This is a genomic window from Acinetobacter sp. YH12043, assembly GCF_013419915.1.
In the GTDB taxonomy this organism is placed as follows: domain Bacteria; phylum Pseudomonadota; class Gammaproteobacteria; order Pseudomonadales; family Moraxellaceae; genus Acinetobacter.
Genome location: NZ_VOZD01000013.1, coordinates 36884 through 52327, shown reverse-complemented (window position 1 = coordinate 52327; position 15444 = coordinate 36884). Strand labels below are relative to the sequence as shown.

Below are 15444 nucleotides of genomic sequence, written 5' to 3'. Positions count from 1 at the left end.
CATGTTGCAACCTAAACGTACTAAATTCCGTAAGGTGCAAAAAGGCCGTAACACTGGTCTAGCTCACCGCGGTAGCTCAGTATCTTTTGGTACTATCGCACTTAAATCAATCGAACGTGGTCAAATGACTGCACGTCAAATTGAAGCAGCGCGTCGTACAATTAGCCGTCGTATTAAACGTGGTGGTAAAATCTTTATCCGTGTATTCCCGGACAAGCCAATTACTTCTAAACCACTTGAAGTGCGTATGGGTAAAGGTAAAGGTTCTGTGGAATACTGGGTTTGCCAAATCAAACCAGGTAAAGTCTTGTACGAAATTGATGGTGTTAACGAAGACCTAGCTCGCGAAGCGTTCACGCTTGCTGCTGCTAAACTTCCGTTTAAAACCACTATCGTGACTCGGACGGTAATGTAATGAAAACTAAAGATCTACGTGAAAAGTCGGTAGAAGAGTTGACAGCTTTGCTTGATGAGCAACAGCTAAACCAATTCCGTCTTCGTATGGCGAAAGCAACTGGTCAATTGGGTAAATCGCACGAAGTGCAATTGACTCGCAAGACTATTGCTCGTATCAAGACCCTCCTTACCGAAAAACAGGGGAACGGACAATGAGTGAAAATACAGTCCGCACGTTAACAGGCAAAGTAGTAAGCGACAAGATGGAAAAATCTATCGTTGTTCTTATCGAACGCCGTGTTCAACACCCGTTGTATGGCAAATCAATCCGCCGTTCAACAAAATTACATGCTCATGATGAGAACAACACAGCTAAAGTTGGCGACGTTGTAACCATTAAAGAAAGCCGCCCAATGTCTAAAACTAAGTCATGGACTTTAGTTGAAGTTGTTGAAGCAGCTGCTGAGTAATTAACGTTCTTGTTGCATCATCGGTCAATTTCGAGTACTCTTTGAGCCTTTCGAAATTGTGACCGGTGATGCTCGGTTTTGGAGTAGGGCAATGATTCAGACCGAAACTATGCTCGACGTAGCAGACAACAGTGGTGCTCGCCGCGTACAATGTATTAAAGTACTTGGTGGTTCACATCGTCGTTATGCTTCTGTTGGCGACATTATTAAAGTTACTGTAAAAGAAGCAATTCCACGCGCACGTGTTAAAAAAGGTGACGTGATGAATGCAGTAGTTGTACGTACAAAATTCGGTATCCGTCGTCCAGACGGTTCAGTGATTCGTTTCGACGATAACGCTGCTGTTATTTTGAACAACAACAAAGCGCCGATTGCAACTCGTATTTTCGGACCAGTGACTCGTGAACTTCGTACTGAACAGTTCATGAAAATTATTTCATTGGCTCCTGAAGTTCTATAAGAGGCGATCATGGCTAAGATTAAAAAAGGCGATCAAGTAATTGTGATCGCAGGTAAAGAAAAAGGCAAACAGGGTACTGTTCTGTCTGTTTCTAATGACCGCGTTAAGGTTGAAGGCCTTAACTTGGTGAAGAAGCATCAAAAGCCGAACCGTGTTACTGGCGCTGAAGGCGGCATCGTAACTCAAGAAGCTTCGCTTCACATTTCAAACGTGGCAATTTTTAATGCTACAACCCAAAAGGCTGACCGTGTTGGTTACCAAACGATTGACGGCGTGAAAACTCGCGTATTCAAATCTAATGGTGAATCAGTGGCGGTAGCGAAGTAATAGGTTGAAAAAGGCAATGGCCAGACTTAAAGCACGTTACAACGACGAACTTAAAGCTCAATTAAAAGAACAATTGGGAATTAAGAATGTGATGGAGATCCCTCGCATCACTAAAATCACTATCAACATGGGTGTTGGTGCAGCTTCTGCTGACAAGAAACTCCTTGATGGTGCTCTTTCTGATATGCAAGCTATCGCTGGTCAAAAACCAGTTCTTACGTTAGCTCGTAAATCTATCGCTGGTTTCAAAATCCGTGATGGTTGGCCGATTGGTTGTAAAGTTACTTTACGCGGCGAACGTATGTACGAATTCTTAGACCGTCTGATCTCGATTGCGATTCCTCGTATCCGTGACTTCCGTGGTTTCTCTGCGAAATCATTTGATGGTCGTGGTAACTACTCAATGGGTCTTAAAGAACAGATCATGTTCCCTGAGATCGATTTTGACAAGATTGACCGTATTCGTGGTATGGACATTACCATCACTACGACTGCTCGCACCGATGACGAAGGCCGTGCGCTAATGCGTGCATTCGGCTTCCCGTTCAAATAAGAGGTCGAAATGGCTAAGAAAAGTATGATTAATCGCGAATTGAAACGCGAAGCTACTGTTGCTAAATACGCTGCAAAACGTGCTGAATTAAAAGCAATCATTGCAAACGTAAATGCTTCAGATGAAGAACGTTTCGATGCGATGATGAAATTACAAGCATTACCACGTAATGCATCTCCAGTACGTCTACGTAACCGTTGTGGTTTAACTGGTCGTCCTCATGGTTACTTCCGTAAGTTCGGCTTAAGCCGTAACATGGTACGCGATAAAGTAATGCAAGGTGATGTACCTGGCGTTGTTAAGGCAAGCTGGTAAGGAGCACTATAAATGAGTATGCAAGATACCGTTGCCGACATGCTAACACGTGTTCGTAACGCACAAATGGCAAAGAAACAAACTGTTTCTATGCCTAATTCTAAGTTGAAAGTTGCGATTGCTAACGTACTTCAACAAGAAGGTTATATTTCAAACGTAGAAGTTGCTGAAGTTGAAGGCAAAGCAACTCTTACTTTGACTTTAAAATATTTTGAAGGCAAGCCAGTTATCGAAACTGTGAAACGCGTAAGCCGTCCGGGTCTACGTCAGTATCGCGGTAAAGATGCACTTCCAAGCGTTAAGCAAGGTTTAGGTATTGCAATTGTTTCTACAAGCAAAGGCATCATGACTGATCGCGCTGCACGTGCTGCAGGCGTTGGTGGTGAAGTTATTGCTTTTGTTTCTTAATAGGTGATTCCTCATGTCTCGTGTGGCTAAAGCCCCAGTAACTGTACCTAACGGTGTAACAGTTACTCAGAACGGCCGGCAGGTCGAAGTGAAAGGCAGCAAAGGTACATTGTCTTTCAACCTGCATGCGCTGGTCGAGCTAAAACAGGAAGACGGTACTCTAGTTATTGCTCCTAAAGCTGAATCTAAAGATGCTTGGATGCAAGCTGGTACTGCTCGCGCTGTGCTTAACAACCTTGTAAAAGGTGTAAGCGAAGGTTTCGAACGTAAGTTACAACTTATCGGTGTTGGTTATAAAGCTGCGGTTAAAGGTAACGTTGTTAATCTTAACCTTGGTTTCTCTCACCCGATCGACTATACGCTTCCTGAAGGTGTAACTGCTGAAACTCCAACTGCAACTGAAATCGTACTTAAATCTGCTGATAAAGCAGTTCTAGGTCAAGTCGCTGCAGATATCCGTGGTTACCGTCCACCAGAGCCTTATAAAGGTAAAGGTGTTCGTTATTCTGACGAAGTTGTACTTCGTAAAGAAGCTAAGAAGAAATAAGGCGCGAGGTTCTTATGAACGAAAAGAAACAATCCCGTTTGCGTCGTGCGAAAAGCACACGCTTGCACATCCGTGCATTGGGTGCGACTCGTTTGTGTGTAAACCGCACTCCGCGTCACATCTATGCTCAAGTTATCTCAGCAGATGGTGGCAAAGTATTAGCGCAAGCTTCTACTCTAGACGCTACTCTACGTGCGGGTACTACTGGTAACGTTGAAGCAGCTCAGAAAGTAGGTGCTTTAATCGCAGAACGCGCTAAAGCAGCTGGTGTTACTAAAGTTGCATTTGACCGTTCTGGTTTCAAATATCATGGTCGTATCAAAGCCTTGGCTGATGCTGCCCGTGAAAACGGCTTGGAGTTCTAATCATGGCTAAAGTTGAACAAAACGAAGGTCTTGTTGAAAAGCTGGTTGCCGTTGATCGTGTAGCCAAAGTTGTTAAGGGTGGTCGTATCTTCTCTTTCACAGCATTAACTGTTGTGGGTGATGGTAATGGTCGCGTAGGTTTTGGTCGTGGTAAAGCGCGTGAAGTTCCAGCTGCTATTTCTAAAGCACTTGAAGCTGCTCGTCGTAACATGATTACTGTTGACCTTGTTGATGGTACTGTTCAGCACCCTATCAATGCTCGTCACGGTGCAAGCCGCGTTTACATGCAACCTGCTTCTGAAGGTACTGGTGTAATTGCTGGTGGCGCGATGCGTGCAGTTTTAGAAGCTGTTGGCGTACGTAACGTATTAACTAAATGTTATGGCTCTACAAACGCTGCTAACGTAGTAAACGCGACTTTTAACGGTTTGCGTGATATGACTTCTCCTGAGAAAGTTGCTGCGAAACGTGGTTTAACAGTAGAACAAATTCAAGGGTAATCAATCATGAAAACGATTAAAGTTACCCAGACTAAATCTGCATCGCACCGCTTGAAAAATCACAAGCTGAGCCTGAAAGGTTTAGGTCTGCGTCGTATTGGTCATACTGTAGAAGTGCAAGATACGCCTTCTAACCGTGGTATGATCAACCAAGTCTACTATATGGTTAGTGTAGAGGAATAAGCCATGACTCTGCGTTTAAATACAATTGCACCTGCAGAAGGTGCTAAGCGTGACAACCTTCGTCTAGGTCGTGGTATCGGTTCTGGCGTTGGTAAGACTGGTGGTCGTGGTATCAAAGGTCAAAACTCACGTAAGAGCGGTGGTACTCGTCCAGGTTTCGAAGGTGGTCAAACTGCACTTTATCGTCGTTTGCCTAAATTCGGTTTCACTAGCCAATTGGCTTTGAAAACTGCTGAAGTACGTTTATCTGAGCTTACTAAAGTTGAAGGCGACATCGTGTCTCTTGAAACTTTAAAAGCTGCGAACGTTGTACGTAAAGACATGACTCGTGCTCGTATCGTACTTTCTGGTGAAATTACTCGTGCATTCACTGTACAAGGTGTTGCATTGACTAAAGGCGCTAAAGCTGCTGTTGAAGCTGCTGGCGGTAAAGTCGAGGAGTAATCCCCAGTGTCTATGACTCCTAGTTCTTCAGGTCATGTCAACATGATGAAAGGCCAACCATTTCATGTGAAATACCGTGAAATTATTCGTCGAATGATGTTTCTCATTGGTGCGTTGTTGGTGTTTCGACTAGGAGCGCATATTCCAGTACCAGGGATTAATAATGCCGCGCTAGAAAATCTGTTTAATGCAAACCAAGGTACCATCCTTGGTTTGTTTAACATGTTTTCGGGTGGTGCATTAGAGCGAATGTCGATTCTTGCTTTAGGGATCATGCCATACATCTCTGCATCGATTATTGTGCAGTTAATGTCTACCGTGGTTCCATCGCTCGAAGCTTTGAAAAAAGAAGGCGAGCAGGGCAAACGTAAGATTAACCAATACACACGACAAGGCACGCTGTTCCTTGCACTTGTGCAAGCAATTGGTATGTGTGCTGGCCTGATCAGCCAGGGAATTACCCTGACCTCTGGTCTGGCTTTTTATGTTCCTGCAGTAACCTCTTTGGTTGCGGGGACCATGTTCTTGATGTGGCTGGGTGAACAAATTACCGAGCGTGGGGTAGGTAATGGTATTTCCATGATCATCTTCGCAGGTATCGTTGCAGGATTGCCGACTTTAGTTATGCAGTCTCTAACTTCAGTTGATAATGGCCAGTCTAGTCTAATTGGACTAGCAATTTTTGGTCTGTTATCGATTGCTGTACTAGCAGCGATTGTGTTTATCGAGAAGGCGCAACGTCGTATTCCGGTGAACTATGCTCAAAAGCAGCAGGGACGTCGTGTATTTACTGCACAGCAAACACATTTGCCATTAAAAATTAATATGGCGGGTGTAATTCCGGCAATTTTTGCCAGCTCTTTACTTTTGTTCCCAGCGAGCTTAGGTCAATGGGTTGGTAGTTCGGATCCAAGTGCAGGAATTATCAAGCGTAGTCTACAAGACTTGGCATTGGTGTTATCGCCTGGTCAGCCGTTGTATTTGGTGCTCTTTGGTGCGTTAATTATCTTTTTCTGTTACTTCTATACAGCACTGGTATTTAGTCCTAAAGAAGTGTCAGAGAACTTGAAACGCAGCGGAGCTTACGTGCCTGGTATTCGTCCAGGTGAGCAAACTGCTCGTTACTTAGATCATATTCTCAATCGTTTGACCTTTATCGGCGCGATATACATCACTGTCATCTGTTTAATGCCGATGATTCTGCAAAGCTCTTTTGGTATTCCATTTAGCTTGGGCGGAACATCGTTGCTGATCGTGGTAGTGGTGGTGATGGACTTTATGGCTCAGCTTCAAGCACATCTCACCTCGCACCAGTATGACAATCAAACGTTAATGAGAAAAACGACTGCTCATCCTAAGGGATAAGCGCACTTAGAGGTTTCATCATGAAAGTACAAGCTTCTGTAAAGAAAATTTGTGGTAGCTGTAAAGTTATCCGTCGTAATGGGGTTATCCGCGTAATTTGTAGCGCAGAACCTCGTCATAAGCAGCGTCAAGGTTAATCTGATCAAGACCTGTTGATTTCAGTAGGCGAATTGGGTTATTATCCGCCCCTCAAGATTTTTGTGGGGCGGTTGATTATCTCTACTGCCTTTTTGGAGAAAATTGAATGGCTCGTATTGCCGGTGTAAACATTCCGGATAACAAGCATGCTGTTATCTCTCTAACGTACATCTTTGGTATTGGTCGCCACACTGCTAAGTCAATCTTAGCTGCTGCGGGTATCCCAACTACTACTAAGATCCGTGAATTAGATGACGCTCAGCTTGATGCGATTCGTGCAGAAATTGCCAAGGTTCCGACCGAAGGTGATTTACGTCGCGAAATTTCCATGAACATTAAACGTTTAATGGATTTAGGCTGCTACCGCGGTCTTCGTCATCGTCGCAGCTTGCCTGTCCGTGGTCAACGCACCAAAACTAACGCACGTACCCGTAAAGGTCCGCGCAAACCAATTAAGAAATAAGATTTCTGGAAGCTAAAAGATGGCTAAAGATACTCGCACACGCAAGAAGGTCACTCGTACCGTCTCTGAAGGTGTTGCACACATTCACGCTTCTTTTAATAACACCATTGTGACTATTACCGATCGTCAAGGTAATGCACTGGCTTGGGCCACTTCAGGTGGACAAGGCTTCCGTGGATCACGTAAATCAACTCCGTTTGCTGCTCAGGTAGCTGCTGAAGTTGCTGGTAAAGCTGCTTTAGATTACGGGTTGAAAAACTTGGACGTCCTTGTGAAAGGTCCTGGTCCAGGTCGTGAGTCTGCGGTTCGTGCATTAGGTGCAGTGGGTTATAAAATTAACAGCATTACCGATGTGACTCCAATCCCTCACAACGGTTGCCGTCCACCTAAAAAACGTCGCGTGTAAGGAGAAACATTCATGGCTCGTTATATTGGTCCAAAATGCAAACTCTCTCGCCGCGAAGGGACAGACCTGCAATTAAAATCTGGCGTTAAACCATTTGACGTCAAAACTAAAAAACACGCTAAAGCTCCTGGTCAACATGGTGGAGCTCGTGGCGGTAAACAATCTGAGTACTCACTACAATTACGTGAAAAACAAAAAGTACGTCGTATGTACGGTGTTTTAGAGCGTCAATTTAGTAACTACTACAAAGAAGCTGCTCGTGTTAAAGGCGCAACTGGTGAAAACCTGTTGAAATTGCTCGAAAGCCGTCTTGATAACGTTGTTTATCGCATGGGTTTTGGTTCTACACGTGCAGAAGCTCGTCAGTTAGTATCTCATCGTTCAATCACTTTAAATGGCCGCCGCGTTAACATCGCGTCTATCCAAGTTAAAGCTGGTGACGTGATTGCAGTTCACGAAGGCGCTAAACAACAATTACGTATCAAAAACGCAATTGAATTAGCTGCTCAACGTGGCATTCCTTCTTGGATGGAAGTAGATCATTCTAAACTAGAAGGTACGTTCAAAGCTGCACCGGATCGTTCTGATTTACCTGCTGAAATCAACGAAAGCTTGATTGTAGAATTGTATTCTAAATAATCCTTGAGGTAGCAATATGACGCGTACTGCAAATGAGTTTCTAACTCCGCAAGCGATCAAGGTCGAAGCGGCAAGCGGGACCTCGGCAAAAGTTATTCTAGAACCCTTAGAGCGTGGCTTTGGTCATACTCTGGGCAATGCTTTACGTCGCATCCTTCTTTCTTCTTTACCTGGCGCTGCTGTGGTAGAAGTTGAGATTGAAGGTGTTGAGCACGAGTACAGTACTTTGGAAGGCTTGCAGCAGGACATCGTCGAGCTCTTGCTGAACCTAAAAGGATTGTCTATTAAGCTGTTCGATCAAAATGAAGCTTATTTAACATTAGAGAAACAAGGTCCAGGCGACGTAACTGCGGCTGACCTTCGTTTACCTCATAATGTTGAAGTGGTTAACCCTGAACACTTGATCGGCACGTTAAGTGCATCAGGCAATCTTAAGATGCGCCTGAAAGTGGCTCAAGGCCGTGGCTACGAGACTTCTGACTCACGTTTCCCAGAAGGCGAGACTCGCCCAGTGGGTCGCTTACAGTTAGATGCATCTTACAGCCCGATCAAACGTGTGTCTTACACAGTGGAAAACGCTCGTGTAGAACAACGTACTGACCTTGATAAACTGGTCATTGATCTTGAAACCAACGGTACAGTTGATCCAGAAGAAGCAATCCGCAAAGCGGCAACAATCTTGCAACAACAAATTGCAATTTTTGTTGATCTTCAGAAAGATCAAGCTCCTGTGGCTCAAGAACCTCGTGAAGAAGTTGATCCAATTTTGCTTCGTCCAGTAGATGATCTAGAGCTAACTGTTCGTTCTGCTAACTGTTTGAAAGCAGAAAACATTTACTACATTGGTGATCTTGTACAGCGTACTGAGGTTGAGTTACTTAAAACTCCTAACCTTGGTAAAAAATCGCTTACTGAGATCAAAGATGTTCTGGCTTCCAAAGGCTTACAACTCGGCATGCGTTTAGAGAACTGGCCACCAGCTAGTCTCCGTATGGACGATCGTTTCGCCTATCGTAGCCGTTAATTAAGTAGGACTATCACCATGCGTCATCGTAATAGTGGTGTGAAATTAGGCCGTACAAGCAGTCATCGTAAAGCGATGTTCCAAAACATGGCTAACTCTTTGTTCGAGCACGAGTTGATCAAAACAACTGTGCCTAAAGCAAAAGAATTACGTCGTGTTGCTGAGCCTTTAATCACTTTAGCTAAAGTCGATACAGTAGCAAACCGTCGTTTGGCGTTTGCTCGTACTCGTTCAGCTGCAACTGTTGGTAAATTATTTACCGTTCTTGGCCCTCGTTATAAAGAGCGTAACGGCGGTTATCTACGTGTTCTTAAAGCGGGCTTCCGTGCAGGTGATGCTGCACCGATGGCTTACGTTGAGCTAGTAGATCGCGAAGTTAACTAATTTCGTGTAGAGCAGCAAACGTTGTTCGAAAAGGTCGGTTGAATAAACCGGCCTTTTTTATTGTCTTGCATTTACCCATTATCAGGCAGTTTAGAAATTTGTCCTGAAAAGATAAGAAAATAATCACTTTTATTCAAACTTGACATTGTGTATTGTCAATTTTGTGATTTAATAAAATATATGACAATGCTCAGGTAAAAGAAGAATATGGAAAAGCAAGTTGATATTTTAATTGTAGGCGCGGGGATCTCGGGAATTGGTCTGGCGGCCCATCTTTCTAAACATAGTCCTCAACGCTCATTCGAAATTATTGAACGTCGCGAAAGCTTTGGCGGTACGTGGGACCTGTTTAAATATCCTGGTATCCGTTCAGATTCGGACATGTCGACTTTTGGCTTCAACTTTAAGCCTTGGAAAAAAGAAAGTGTATTGGCTTCTGGCTCGGCAATTAAAAATTATCTTGCAGAAGTGGTTCAGGAATTTAACTTGAGCTCAAAAATTCATTTTCAACATCGCGTCGTTAGTGCCAATTATGATTCAGCGACACGTAAATGGTCAGTCGTAGCTGAAAACGCTCAGGGCAAAAAGCAGACCTGGATCGCTAACTTTGTTCTTGGCTGTACGGGTTACTACAATTATGATCAAGGCTTCCAGCCGGAATTCCCGAATCAGGATGCATTCAAAGGTACATTCATTCACCCGCAGCATTGGCCTGAAAATCTGGACTATAGCGGAAAAAAAGTAGTGATTATTGGCAGTGGTGCGACAGCGATTACCCTAGTTCCAGCCATGGTGAAAGGCGGTGCAGGGCATGTGACCATGTTACAGCGCTCTCCAACCTATATCGCTTCAGTTCCTTCGATCGACATGATTTACTCAAAAATGCGTAAATTATTGCCAGAAGACGTGGCCTATAAGCTGACCCGTGCGCGTAATATCGGCATGCAGCGTGGTATCTACGCACTTGCACAAAAACAGCCAAAATTACTAAAAACATTATTATTGAAATCTGTACAGTTTCAGTTGAAAGGGAAAGTGGATATGAAACACTTTACCCCGAATTATGAACCTTGGGATCAGCGCCTATGTGTAGTGCCAGATGGGGATTTATTCAAAATCCTGCGTGAAGGTCATGCATCTGTAGAAACAGATCATATCGAGAAATTTACTGAAACTGGGATTCAGCTGAAATCAGGTAAACATCTGGATGCGGATATTATTGTGTCTGCTACTGGTTTAAATATTCAGATTCTGGGTGGTATTCAGGCCACGATGGACGGCAAGCCTTTGGATACGTCGAAGCATATGCTGTATCAAGGGGTGATGGTCAGTGATGTACCGAATATGGCGCTGATTATTGGCTATATCAATGCTTCCTGGACCTTGAAAGTGGATATTGCCGCAGAATATATCTGCCGTCTGCTCAATTATATGGATCAGCATGGTTATGATGAAGTGATTCCAGAAGGGGATGCTACGGAATTACTTGAAGATACGGTGATGGGTAGTTTAACTTCAGGCTATATTGCCCGTGCCGCAGATGTGATGCCGAAACAGGGTAAGCATGCACCTTGGAAAGTATCTAATAACTACTTGGCAGACCGTAAAGAGCTTAAAACGGCATCTTTTGAAGATGGAGTATTGAAATTCAAATCGAAATCCAGTGCTGTGCCAGCCAAGCCAAGATTGGTGTCTTAAGTATAGACATAGATAAAAGGAGTACCTGATGTACTCCTTTTTCATATTTCAAATTAGAGTGATCTGGAAATCAGTTCCTTCATGATTTCATTGGTTCCTGCATAAATGCGGTTCGCGCGATTATCCAGGTACGCTCGTGCAATCGGATATTCCAGCATATAGCCATAACCGCCATGCAGTTGTAGGCATTCATCCACCACTTTGCTATACAGTTCAGAAATTTTGTATTTAGCAGCTGCGGCGGCATCAACTCCCAATTTTTGAATAAGCTGTAGTTGCATACAACGGTCCAGATAAGCTCGGCAGATTTCAATTTCGGTACGCAGTTCTGCCAGTTTAAAACGGGTATTTTGAAAAGCGCTGATCGGTTTGCCAAAGGCTTGACGTTCTTTGGTGTATTTTACCGTATGTGCGAATGCCGCTTCTGCCCCTGCCTGACATATGATGGCCACAATTAACCGCTCCCAAGCCAGTTCTTTCATCAGCATCATAAAACCCATGCCTTCCTGACCTAGCAGGTTTTCTTTAGGCACACGGACATTGTCAAAGAACAGTTCACAGGTATCCTGACCTTTCATGCCGATTTTATTTAAGGGTTTACCTTTACTAAATCCTGCACGATCTGCTTCGACCATAATCAAAGAAAGATTGGCAGAGCCTTTCTCACTATGACCCGTCTTACATACCGCAATTGCCGTATCACAAAGATAGCCATTGGTAATGAATATCTTGGAACCATTAATCACATACTCATCACCCTCTAATACAGCACTAGTGCGTACTGCCTGCAGGTCTGAGCCAGTTCCAGGTTCGGTCATCGCAATTGCCGTGACCACTTCACCTGTAGCCATTTTCGGGAGCCATTGCTGCTTTTGTGTTTCATTGCCAAAGTTCAGAATATAATTGGCCACGATATCGGAGTGCAGTGAAAATCCTGTCGCAGAGTCGCCTGCATAGGCCTGTTCCTCGATCAGGATCATACTGTATAAACGATCCACCCCTGAACCGCCATAAGCTTCAGGCATCGTGGCACAGAGAAGGCCAAGTTCACCGGCTTTATTCCAGAGCTCACGATCGATATGCTGTTGCTGTTCATATTTTTCTGTATGAGGAATCACTTCCTTTTCATAGAATTTACGGACCATCTCCCGAAAGGCTTCATGTTCATCATTGAAAAGCTGACGTGGCAGCATGCTGGCCAATGGACGGATCGCGCTCGAATGCATCTTATAATTCCCTTATTGTGATGTTTTATTTAACTTAAGATAGAGCAGATGAGGGAACAATGAGCTGAATGTTCAAATCTGGGGAATCTACTGATGCTTTTGGTCATTTGTATGAAATACCTCGAAATTCAGCAATGGCTTAAGGTAAACTACTCAGGTTTGTAACGAGTTGGGAAAATTCGATGACTGATGACATCACCTTAGAAGAGCGCAAAGTGATTTATCGCGCGCGTCGTGGCTTGAAAGAGATCGATGTATATTTTGATCCCTACGTGAAAAACTATTATCTCACTGCTGATCCCTTCGAAAAACAGATGTTTGCTGAGCTGGTTGCACAGGAAGATCCAGACCTGCTGGACTGGTTTATGGAAGTGTCTGAACCCCCACGCCCTGAATTAAAAGATTTTATCAAGAAGCTTAAATTTTACGTTCATGGATAATCGTTGTTTCAAGCTGAAACGCAGCAAGTGTGCGCTGGTGTTTCAGCTTTTTATTTTCGCTGTATTAATGTTCCTGCTGTATCAGTTATTGCCTGTGATAATTTGGCTGGTTTGTGGCGTCATCGGAGTGGTCATCTACCAGTTGTTTTATCGTAAGACACCGCACATTGAGCAGTTTGAATATCTGGATGGACGTGAATGGTCACTGACAGCAGCTGCGCAAGGCACACGGCGAGTGTTGATCAGTCACGTGATTGATCACCAAGCTTATATCGTGGTGTATTTCCAGCATGCAAAAGCACGTCCGTTGCTCATCTGGTGTGACCAGTTGCCTTTTAAACAATGGAAGTCTTTGAAAGTTTTGACAAAAATACTTTAATTGTCCGACAAATGATATTCCGAAATTTTAAATAAATTGATTAAAAATAAAGATTTATCCGCTAACCCCGCTTGAATTGTCAGACAAAAAATCACATTTCTCTGTAAAAACAATGAATTGTCTGACAATTTTTCAGCTGCTTTTTTTATAAGCAGGTACATTTAAGTCACCAACAGCGAACACAGGAGATCATGATGGAATTTCCAATGTGGATGTTTTTGATCGTTGCGATTGTGATGGCCCTAGTCATAGGACGGCTGGGAACGGTGCTGAAGGACAGATTTTCACCTAAATAACAGAATTAAGCTCGAGAACCTATTTTCTTCTCGGCTTGCCAAGTTGATAAGTAGCATGTGCTGAACCGTCGCAATGCTACTTTTTTTTGCCCAAAATTTGGGATTTTATCTACTGCAGTCAATTGCAGCTGGGCAATTTAATGGCAAAGTGTCTGGTCTAAATTAGAGTAAATACTCTTTTATTCGTTATATGCTTCTGATATGTTTAGCAGAATAATGGACATAATCACAATTATAGAGGACAGGAAAATGTCGAGCGTCCGAAAAATATGCCAAGGTATGGCGACCATTGCAATAACAACAACAGTTCTAACAGGATGTTCTCAGGTCATTAAAACCGGTGCCAATGTGGCGCTGGGCTTCACTGAAAAGCATATTGTTCCACCAATCCTGGCGATGGATGATGCCGAGATGGTGTGTAATTCCGGGAATTCTTTAACACCAGCCATCATGTCGACCAAGGAAATGGGGGCTGATCCGACTCGTGTTGCGGTACTGATGTACTCCGCAGCGGGGATTTGTGCCGAGCAGAAAGCGCTGGATGCAGAGCTACGGTATCTGCGTGCTTCTAAAGTCAACCAGGTGACTGAAGCTCAGGATGCGCGGATTGAGCAGAAACGCTGGGCTGCACTGGCCGCACAACGCCAGTATACGGGTTATCAGTTATTCCAGACCCGTTATGAGAAAAAATATAAAAAAGCGCTGGGTGAAGGCTGTCCACGCATGAACAGTGATATTGAACAGACAGTTTATCTGCTGGGCATGCTGAGTGGCTTACAAGCCATGACCAATGACATTAACTCGGGTGGGGCCGTACAAGTACCTAAAGATATTGCGGCTGTGGTCGAGCGTGGCATGACCTGTCTGGATAATACCAAATTCTGGGGCGCACCAAATGCAACCCGTGCTGTGATCTGGACTTTATTGCCAGGGGCAGGTGATGGGAAACCTGATCCTTACCAAACTCTGAAACAGTCAGTACAAATCGGTGAGCAAAAAGGTGTACGTTTATCACATGCCTTATATGCTGTAGCGGCACAGGCCAGTGGGGATGATGCCAAAATCCGTGATGCGCTAAGAACCTTTGATCAGGCACGTAGTGATGAAAAGCCAGTCAATCCTCAGTTCAAGCTGATCGACAGTATGGCTGCCATTATGGTGAATGGTATTTCTGACCGTTACTGGACTGAAAATACCGGTATTCGTAGTGCAGATGATGGCATGCAGACCTTCTGGGATGAAACAGATAATTCTTCAGAACTGGATGATCTGTTTAGCGCTGACCTATAATTTAATGAAAAATTAAGTGAATGATGCTCATAGAGGTCATTTTCAATATGCTGAAAGGAGTTCAAGGAGCCGATGCAAGATCAACATCTTCGACGAAAAATTATTTTTCTGGCGGCTTTTGTCTCTCTTTCAGCGAGTTTGCAAATCTTTAACGATGCTTTCATCTACTGGCAGGAAAGCCTGCTCGGGGAGTTTTGGCGGCTCTGGACCGCGCACTGGGTGCATGTCGGCTGGGCCCATTATTTTCTGAATATTCTTGCCTTTATCTGTCTACCTTTCATTTTCCCCCGTGCATCTGTGTGGCATTTCGTCTCGATTCTTTTGATTCTGCCGCCGTTGATCAGCCTGAGTTTTTATTTTTTCCTGCCAAATATTGAAGCATATGCAGGACTATCCGGGGTATTACATGGGGCTTATGTCGCAGTCGCCTGTGTGCATCTGCTTTATCAACGCGAACGTGGATTTGCCGTGCTGGTATTATTTTTAATCTTTGCCAAACTGATTTGGGAAAATACCATTGGAAATCAGGAAACTGCACAACTTATCGGCAGTCCGGTACTGGTCGAAGCGCATTTATTAGGGGTGATCTGGGGAGTGGTAGTCGCATTGCTCTATATCTTGGGCAATTATGTCCAGGATAGCTGAAACTGTTGGCAGAAAAGACAAAAAGAAAAGATAAATTGTCATTTTTATTCTGCTGATTTTCATGCAGAGTCAAAACAGAAAAT

Annotated in this window: 26 protein-coding genes; 25 read left to right on the top strand and 1 reads right to left on the bottom strand. The window is 43.9% G+C overall.

What is annotated here, in order from left to right; translation table 11 throughout:
• Position 1: 1 nt before the first annotated feature.
• The 21 genes from rplP to FTU01_RS08110 all read left to right on the top strand — a co-directional run bounded on the left by rplP (position 2) and on the right by FTU01_RS08110 (position 11085).
• Complete coding sequence (gene rplP, locus FTU01_RS08210; protein ID WP_004786917.1) at positions 2-415, top strand: 50S ribosomal protein L16; 414 nt, start codon at positions 2-4, stop codon at positions 413-415.
• Positions 415-612, top strand: coding sequence for a 50S ribosomal protein L29 (gene rpmC / locus FTU01_RS08205; RefSeq protein WP_004786915.1), 198 nt, complete (start codon positions 415-417; stop codon positions 610-612). Before rplP ends, rpmC begins: the two co-directional genes overlap by 1 nt.
• Positions 609-866 (top strand): 30S ribosomal protein S17, encoded by a 258-nt coding sequence (gene rpsQ, locus FTU01_RS08200; protein WP_004786913.1) that lies wholly within the window; start codon positions 609-611, stop codon positions 864-866. The genes rpmC and rpsQ overlap by 4 nt, the downstream gene beginning before the upstream one ends.
• 91 nt (positions 867-957) lie before the next feature.
• Complete coding sequence (gene rplN, locus FTU01_RS08195; protein ID WP_001982634.1) at positions 958-1326, top strand: 50S ribosomal protein L14; 369 nt, start codon at positions 958-960, stop codon at positions 1324-1326.
• Between the two features lie 9 nt (positions 1327-1335).
• The gene (gene rplX, locus FTU01_RS08190) at positions 1336-1653 is read left to right on the top strand and encodes a 50S ribosomal protein L24 (RefSeq protein WP_004786911.1); all 318 of its coding nucleotides are present in this window, start codon (positions 1336-1338) and stop codon (positions 1651-1653) included.
• A gap of 16 nt (positions 1654-1669) precedes the next feature.
• Entirely contained in the window at positions 1670-2206 is a 537-nt protein-coding gene (rplE, locus tag FTU01_RS08185) for a 50S ribosomal protein L5 (RefSeq protein WP_004786908.1), read from the top strand.
• A gap of 9 nt (positions 2207-2215) precedes the next feature.
• Positions 2216-2521, top strand: a complete 306-nt coding sequence (rpsN, locus tag FTU01_RS08180; protein ID WP_004786907.1) for a 30S ribosomal protein S14 — start codon at positions 2216-2218, stop codon at positions 2519-2521.
• Between the two features lie 12 nt (positions 2522-2533).
• Positions 2534-2929: a 30S ribosomal protein S8 gene (gene rpsH, locus FTU01_RS08175; RefSeq protein ID WP_004786905.1), complete on the top strand. Its 396-nt coding sequence runs from the start codon at positions 2534-2536 to the stop codon at positions 2927-2929.
• 13 nt (positions 2930-2942) lie between these two features.
• Complete coding sequence (rplF, locus tag FTU01_RS08170; protein ID WP_004786903.1) at positions 2943-3476, top strand: 50S ribosomal protein L6; 534 nt, start codon at positions 2943-2945, stop codon at positions 3474-3476.
• Positions 3477-3490: 14 nt separating this feature from the next.
• On the top strand, positions 3491-3841 hold the full coding sequence (gene rplR / locus FTU01_RS08165) for a 50S ribosomal protein L18 (RefSeq protein WP_004281497.1): 351 nt from the start codon (positions 3491-3493) through the stop codon (positions 3839-3841).
• Between the two features lie 2 nt (positions 3842-3843).
• A complete protein-coding gene (rpsE, locus tag FTU01_RS08160) occupies positions 3844-4341 on the top strand; it encodes a 30S ribosomal protein S5 (protein WP_004786901.1) in 498 nt (165 codons plus the stop codon).
• 6 nt (positions 4342-4347) lie between these two features.
• Positions 4348-4524, top strand: coding sequence for a 50S ribosomal protein L30 (gene rpmD, locus FTU01_RS08155; protein ID WP_004786899.1), 177 nt, complete (start codon positions 4348-4350; stop codon positions 4522-4524).
• Between the two features lie 3 nt (positions 4525-4527).
• Positions 4528-4968, top strand: a complete 441-nt coding sequence (gene rplO / locus FTU01_RS08150) for a 50S ribosomal protein L15 (protein WP_166135557.1) — start codon at positions 4528-4530, stop codon at positions 4966-4968.
• A gap of 45 nt (positions 4969-5013) precedes the next feature.
• Entirely contained in the window at positions 5014-6333 is a 1320-nt protein-coding gene (secY, locus tag FTU01_RS08145; RefSeq protein WP_171505548.1) for a preprotein translocase subunit SecY, read from the top strand.
• 20 nt (positions 6334-6353) lie between these two features.
• Complete coding sequence (gene rpmJ / locus FTU01_RS08140; RefSeq protein WP_000867907.1) at positions 6354-6470, top strand: 50S ribosomal protein L36; 117 nt, start codon at positions 6354-6356, stop codon at positions 6468-6470.
• Positions 6471-6577: 107 nt separating this feature from the next.
• Positions 6578-6934, top strand: coding sequence for a 30S ribosomal protein S13 (rpsM, locus tag FTU01_RS08135; protein ID WP_004786893.1), 357 nt, complete (start codon positions 6578-6580; stop codon positions 6932-6934).
• A 19-nt stretch (positions 6935-6953) separates the two neighbouring features.
• Complete coding sequence (gene rpsK, locus FTU01_RS08130) at positions 6954-7340, top strand: 30S ribosomal protein S11 (RefSeq protein WP_001040166.1); 387 nt, start codon at positions 6954-6956, stop codon at positions 7338-7340.
• 12 nt (positions 7341-7352) lie between these two features.
• Positions 7353-7979, top strand: a complete 627-nt coding sequence (gene rpsD, locus FTU01_RS08125; RefSeq protein WP_004786890.1) for a 30S ribosomal protein S4 — start codon at positions 7353-7355, stop codon at positions 7977-7979.
• A gap of 16 nt (positions 7980-7995) precedes the next feature.
• Positions 7996-9003 (top strand): DNA-directed RNA polymerase subunit alpha, encoded by a 1008-nt coding sequence (locus tag FTU01_RS08120; RefSeq protein ID WP_004786889.1) that lies wholly within the window; start codon positions 7996-7998, stop codon positions 9001-9003.
• A gap of 18 nt (positions 9004-9021) precedes the next feature.
• On the top strand, positions 9022-9387 hold the full coding sequence (gene rplQ / locus FTU01_RS08115; protein ID WP_004786886.1) for a 50S ribosomal protein L17: 366 nt from the start codon (positions 9022-9024) through the stop codon (positions 9385-9387).
• A 207-nt stretch (positions 9388-9594) separates the two neighbouring features.
• A complete protein-coding gene (locus FTU01_RS08110; protein WP_180047877.1) occupies positions 9595-11085 on the top strand; it encodes an NAD(P)/FAD-dependent oxidoreductase in 1491 nt (496 codons plus the stop codon).
• A 53-nt stretch (positions 11086-11138) separates the two neighbouring features.
• Here FTU01_RS08110 and FTU01_RS08105 read toward each other — a convergent pair whose 3' ends face one another.
• Positions 11139-12311: an acyl-CoA dehydrogenase family protein gene (locus FTU01_RS08105; RefSeq protein WP_166135560.1), complete on the bottom strand. Its 1173-nt coding sequence runs from the start codon at positions 12309-12311 to the stop codon at positions 11139-11141.
• A 182-nt stretch (positions 12312-12493) separates the two neighbouring features.
• On the opposite strand from FTU01_RS08105, the gene FTU01_RS08100 reads away from it, so the two are divergent.
• The 4 genes from FTU01_RS08100 (at position 12494) to rrtA (ending at position 15361) form a co-directional block, all read left to right on the top strand.
• Entirely contained in the window at positions 12494-12751 is a 258-nt protein-coding gene (locus FTU01_RS08100; RefSeq protein ID WP_034590267.1) for a succinate dehydrogenase assembly factor 2, read from the top strand.
• The gene (locus tag FTU01_RS08095) at positions 12744-13130 is read left to right on the top strand and encodes a hypothetical protein (RefSeq protein ID WP_159122623.1); all 387 of its coding nucleotides are present in this window, start codon (positions 12744-12746) and stop codon (positions 13128-13130) included. The genes FTU01_RS08100 and FTU01_RS08095 overlap by 8 nt, the downstream gene beginning before the upstream one ends.
• Positions 13131-13675: 545 nt before the next feature.
• Positions 13676-14716, top strand: a complete 1041-nt coding sequence (locus FTU01_RS08090) for a hypothetical protein (protein WP_004786877.1) — start codon at positions 13676-13678, stop codon at positions 14714-14716.
• A 72-nt stretch (positions 14717-14788) separates the two neighbouring features.
• On the top strand, positions 14789-15361 hold the full coding sequence (rrtA, locus tag FTU01_RS08085; RefSeq protein WP_104425691.1) for a rhombosortase: 573 nt from the start codon (positions 14789-14791) through the stop codon (positions 15359-15361).
• The last annotated feature ends 83 nt before the right edge of the window (positions 15362-15444 follow it).

What these genes read in the sequence shown, in the direction of transcription:
- rplP (WP_004786917.1), top strand. Translation starts at nt 2, where the DNA reads ATGTTGCAACCTAAACGTACTAAATTCCGTAAGGTGCAAAAAGGCCGT.
- rpmC (WP_004786915.1), top strand. Translation starts at nt 415, where the DNA reads ATGAAAACTAAAGATCTACGTGAAAAGTCGGTAGAAGAGTTGACAGCT.
- rpsQ (WP_004786913.1), top strand. Translation starts at nt 609, where the DNA reads ATGAGTGAAAATACAGTCCGCACGTTAACAGGCAAAGTAGTAAGCGAC.
- rplN (WP_001982634.1), top strand. Translation starts at nt 958, where the DNA reads ATGATTCAGACCGAAACTATGCTCGACGTAGCAGACAACAGTGGTGCT.
- rplX (WP_004786911.1), top strand. Translation starts at nt 1,336, where the DNA reads ATGGCTAAGATTAAAAAAGGCGATCAAGTAATTGTGATCGCAGGTAAA.
- rplE (WP_004786908.1), top strand. Translation starts at nt 1,670, where the DNA reads ATGGCCAGACTTAAAGCACGTTACAACGACGAACTTAAAGCTCAATTA.
- rpsN (WP_004786907.1), top strand. Translation starts at nt 2,216, where the DNA reads ATGGCTAAGAAAAGTATGATTAATCGCGAATTGAAACGCGAAGCTACT.
- rpsH (WP_004786905.1), top strand. Translation starts at nt 2,534, where the DNA reads ATGAGTATGCAAGATACCGTTGCCGACATGCTAACACGTGTTCGTAAC.
- rplF (WP_004786903.1), top strand. Translation starts at nt 2,943, where the DNA reads ATGTCTCGTGTGGCTAAAGCCCCAGTAACTGTACCTAACGGTGTAACA.
- rplR (WP_004281497.1), top strand. Translation starts at nt 3,491, where the DNA reads ATGAACGAAAAGAAACAATCCCGTTTGCGTCGTGCGAAAAGCACACGC.
- rpsE (WP_004786901.1), top strand. Translation starts at nt 3,844, where the DNA reads ATGGCTAAAGTTGAACAAAACGAAGGTCTTGTTGAAAAGCTGGTTGCC.
- rpmD (WP_004786899.1), top strand. Translation starts at nt 4,348, where the DNA reads ATGAAAACGATTAAAGTTACCCAGACTAAATCTGCATCGCACCGCTTG.
- rplO (WP_166135557.1), top strand. Translation starts at nt 4,528, where the DNA reads ATGACTCTGCGTTTAAATACAATTGCACCTGCAGAAGGTGCTAAGCGT.
- secY (WP_171505548.1), top strand. Translation starts at nt 5,014, where the DNA reads ATGAAAGGCCAACCATTTCATGTGAAATACCGTGAAATTATTCGTCGA.
- rpmJ (WP_000867907.1), top strand. Translation starts at nt 6,354, where the DNA reads ATGAAAGTACAAGCTTCTGTAAAGAAAATTTGTGGTAGCTGTAAAGTT.
- rpsM (WP_004786893.1), top strand. Translation starts at nt 6,578, where the DNA reads ATGGCTCGTATTGCCGGTGTAAACATTCCGGATAACAAGCATGCTGTT.
- rpsK (WP_001040166.1), top strand. Translation starts at nt 6,954, where the DNA reads ATGGCTAAAGATACTCGCACACGCAAGAAGGTCACTCGTACCGTCTCT.
- rpsD (WP_004786890.1), top strand. Translation starts at nt 7,353, where the DNA reads ATGGCTCGTTATATTGGTCCAAAATGCAAACTCTCTCGCCGCGAAGGG.
- FTU01_RS08120 (WP_004786889.1), top strand. Translation starts at nt 7,996, where the DNA reads ATGACGCGTACTGCAAATGAGTTTCTAACTCCGCAAGCGATCAAGGTC.
- rplQ (WP_004786886.1), top strand. Translation starts at nt 9,022, where the DNA reads ATGCGTCATCGTAATAGTGGTGTGAAATTAGGCCGTACAAGCAGTCAT.
- FTU01_RS08110 (WP_180047877.1), top strand. Translation starts at nt 9,595, where the DNA reads ATGGAAAAGCAAGTTGATATTTTAATTGTAGGCGCGGGGATCTCGGGA.
- FTU01_RS08105 (WP_166135560.1), bottom strand. Translation starts at nt 12,311, where the DNA reads ATGCATTCGAGCGCGATCCGTCCATTGGCCAGCATGCTGCCACGTCAG.
- FTU01_RS08100 (WP_034590267.1), top strand. Translation starts at nt 12,494, where the DNA reads ATGACTGATGACATCACCTTAGAAGAGCGCAAAGTGATTTATCGCGCG.
- FTU01_RS08095 (WP_159122623.1), top strand. Translation starts at nt 12,744, where the DNA reads ATGGATAATCGTTGTTTCAAGCTGAAACGCAGCAAGTGTGCGCTGGTG.
- FTU01_RS08090 (WP_004786877.1), top strand. Translation starts at nt 13,676, where the DNA reads ATGTCGAGCGTCCGAAAAATATGCCAAGGTATGGCGACCATTGCAATA.
- rrtA (WP_104425691.1), top strand. Translation starts at nt 14,789, where the DNA reads ATGCAAGATCAACATCTTCGACGAAAAATTATTTTTCTGGCGGCTTTT.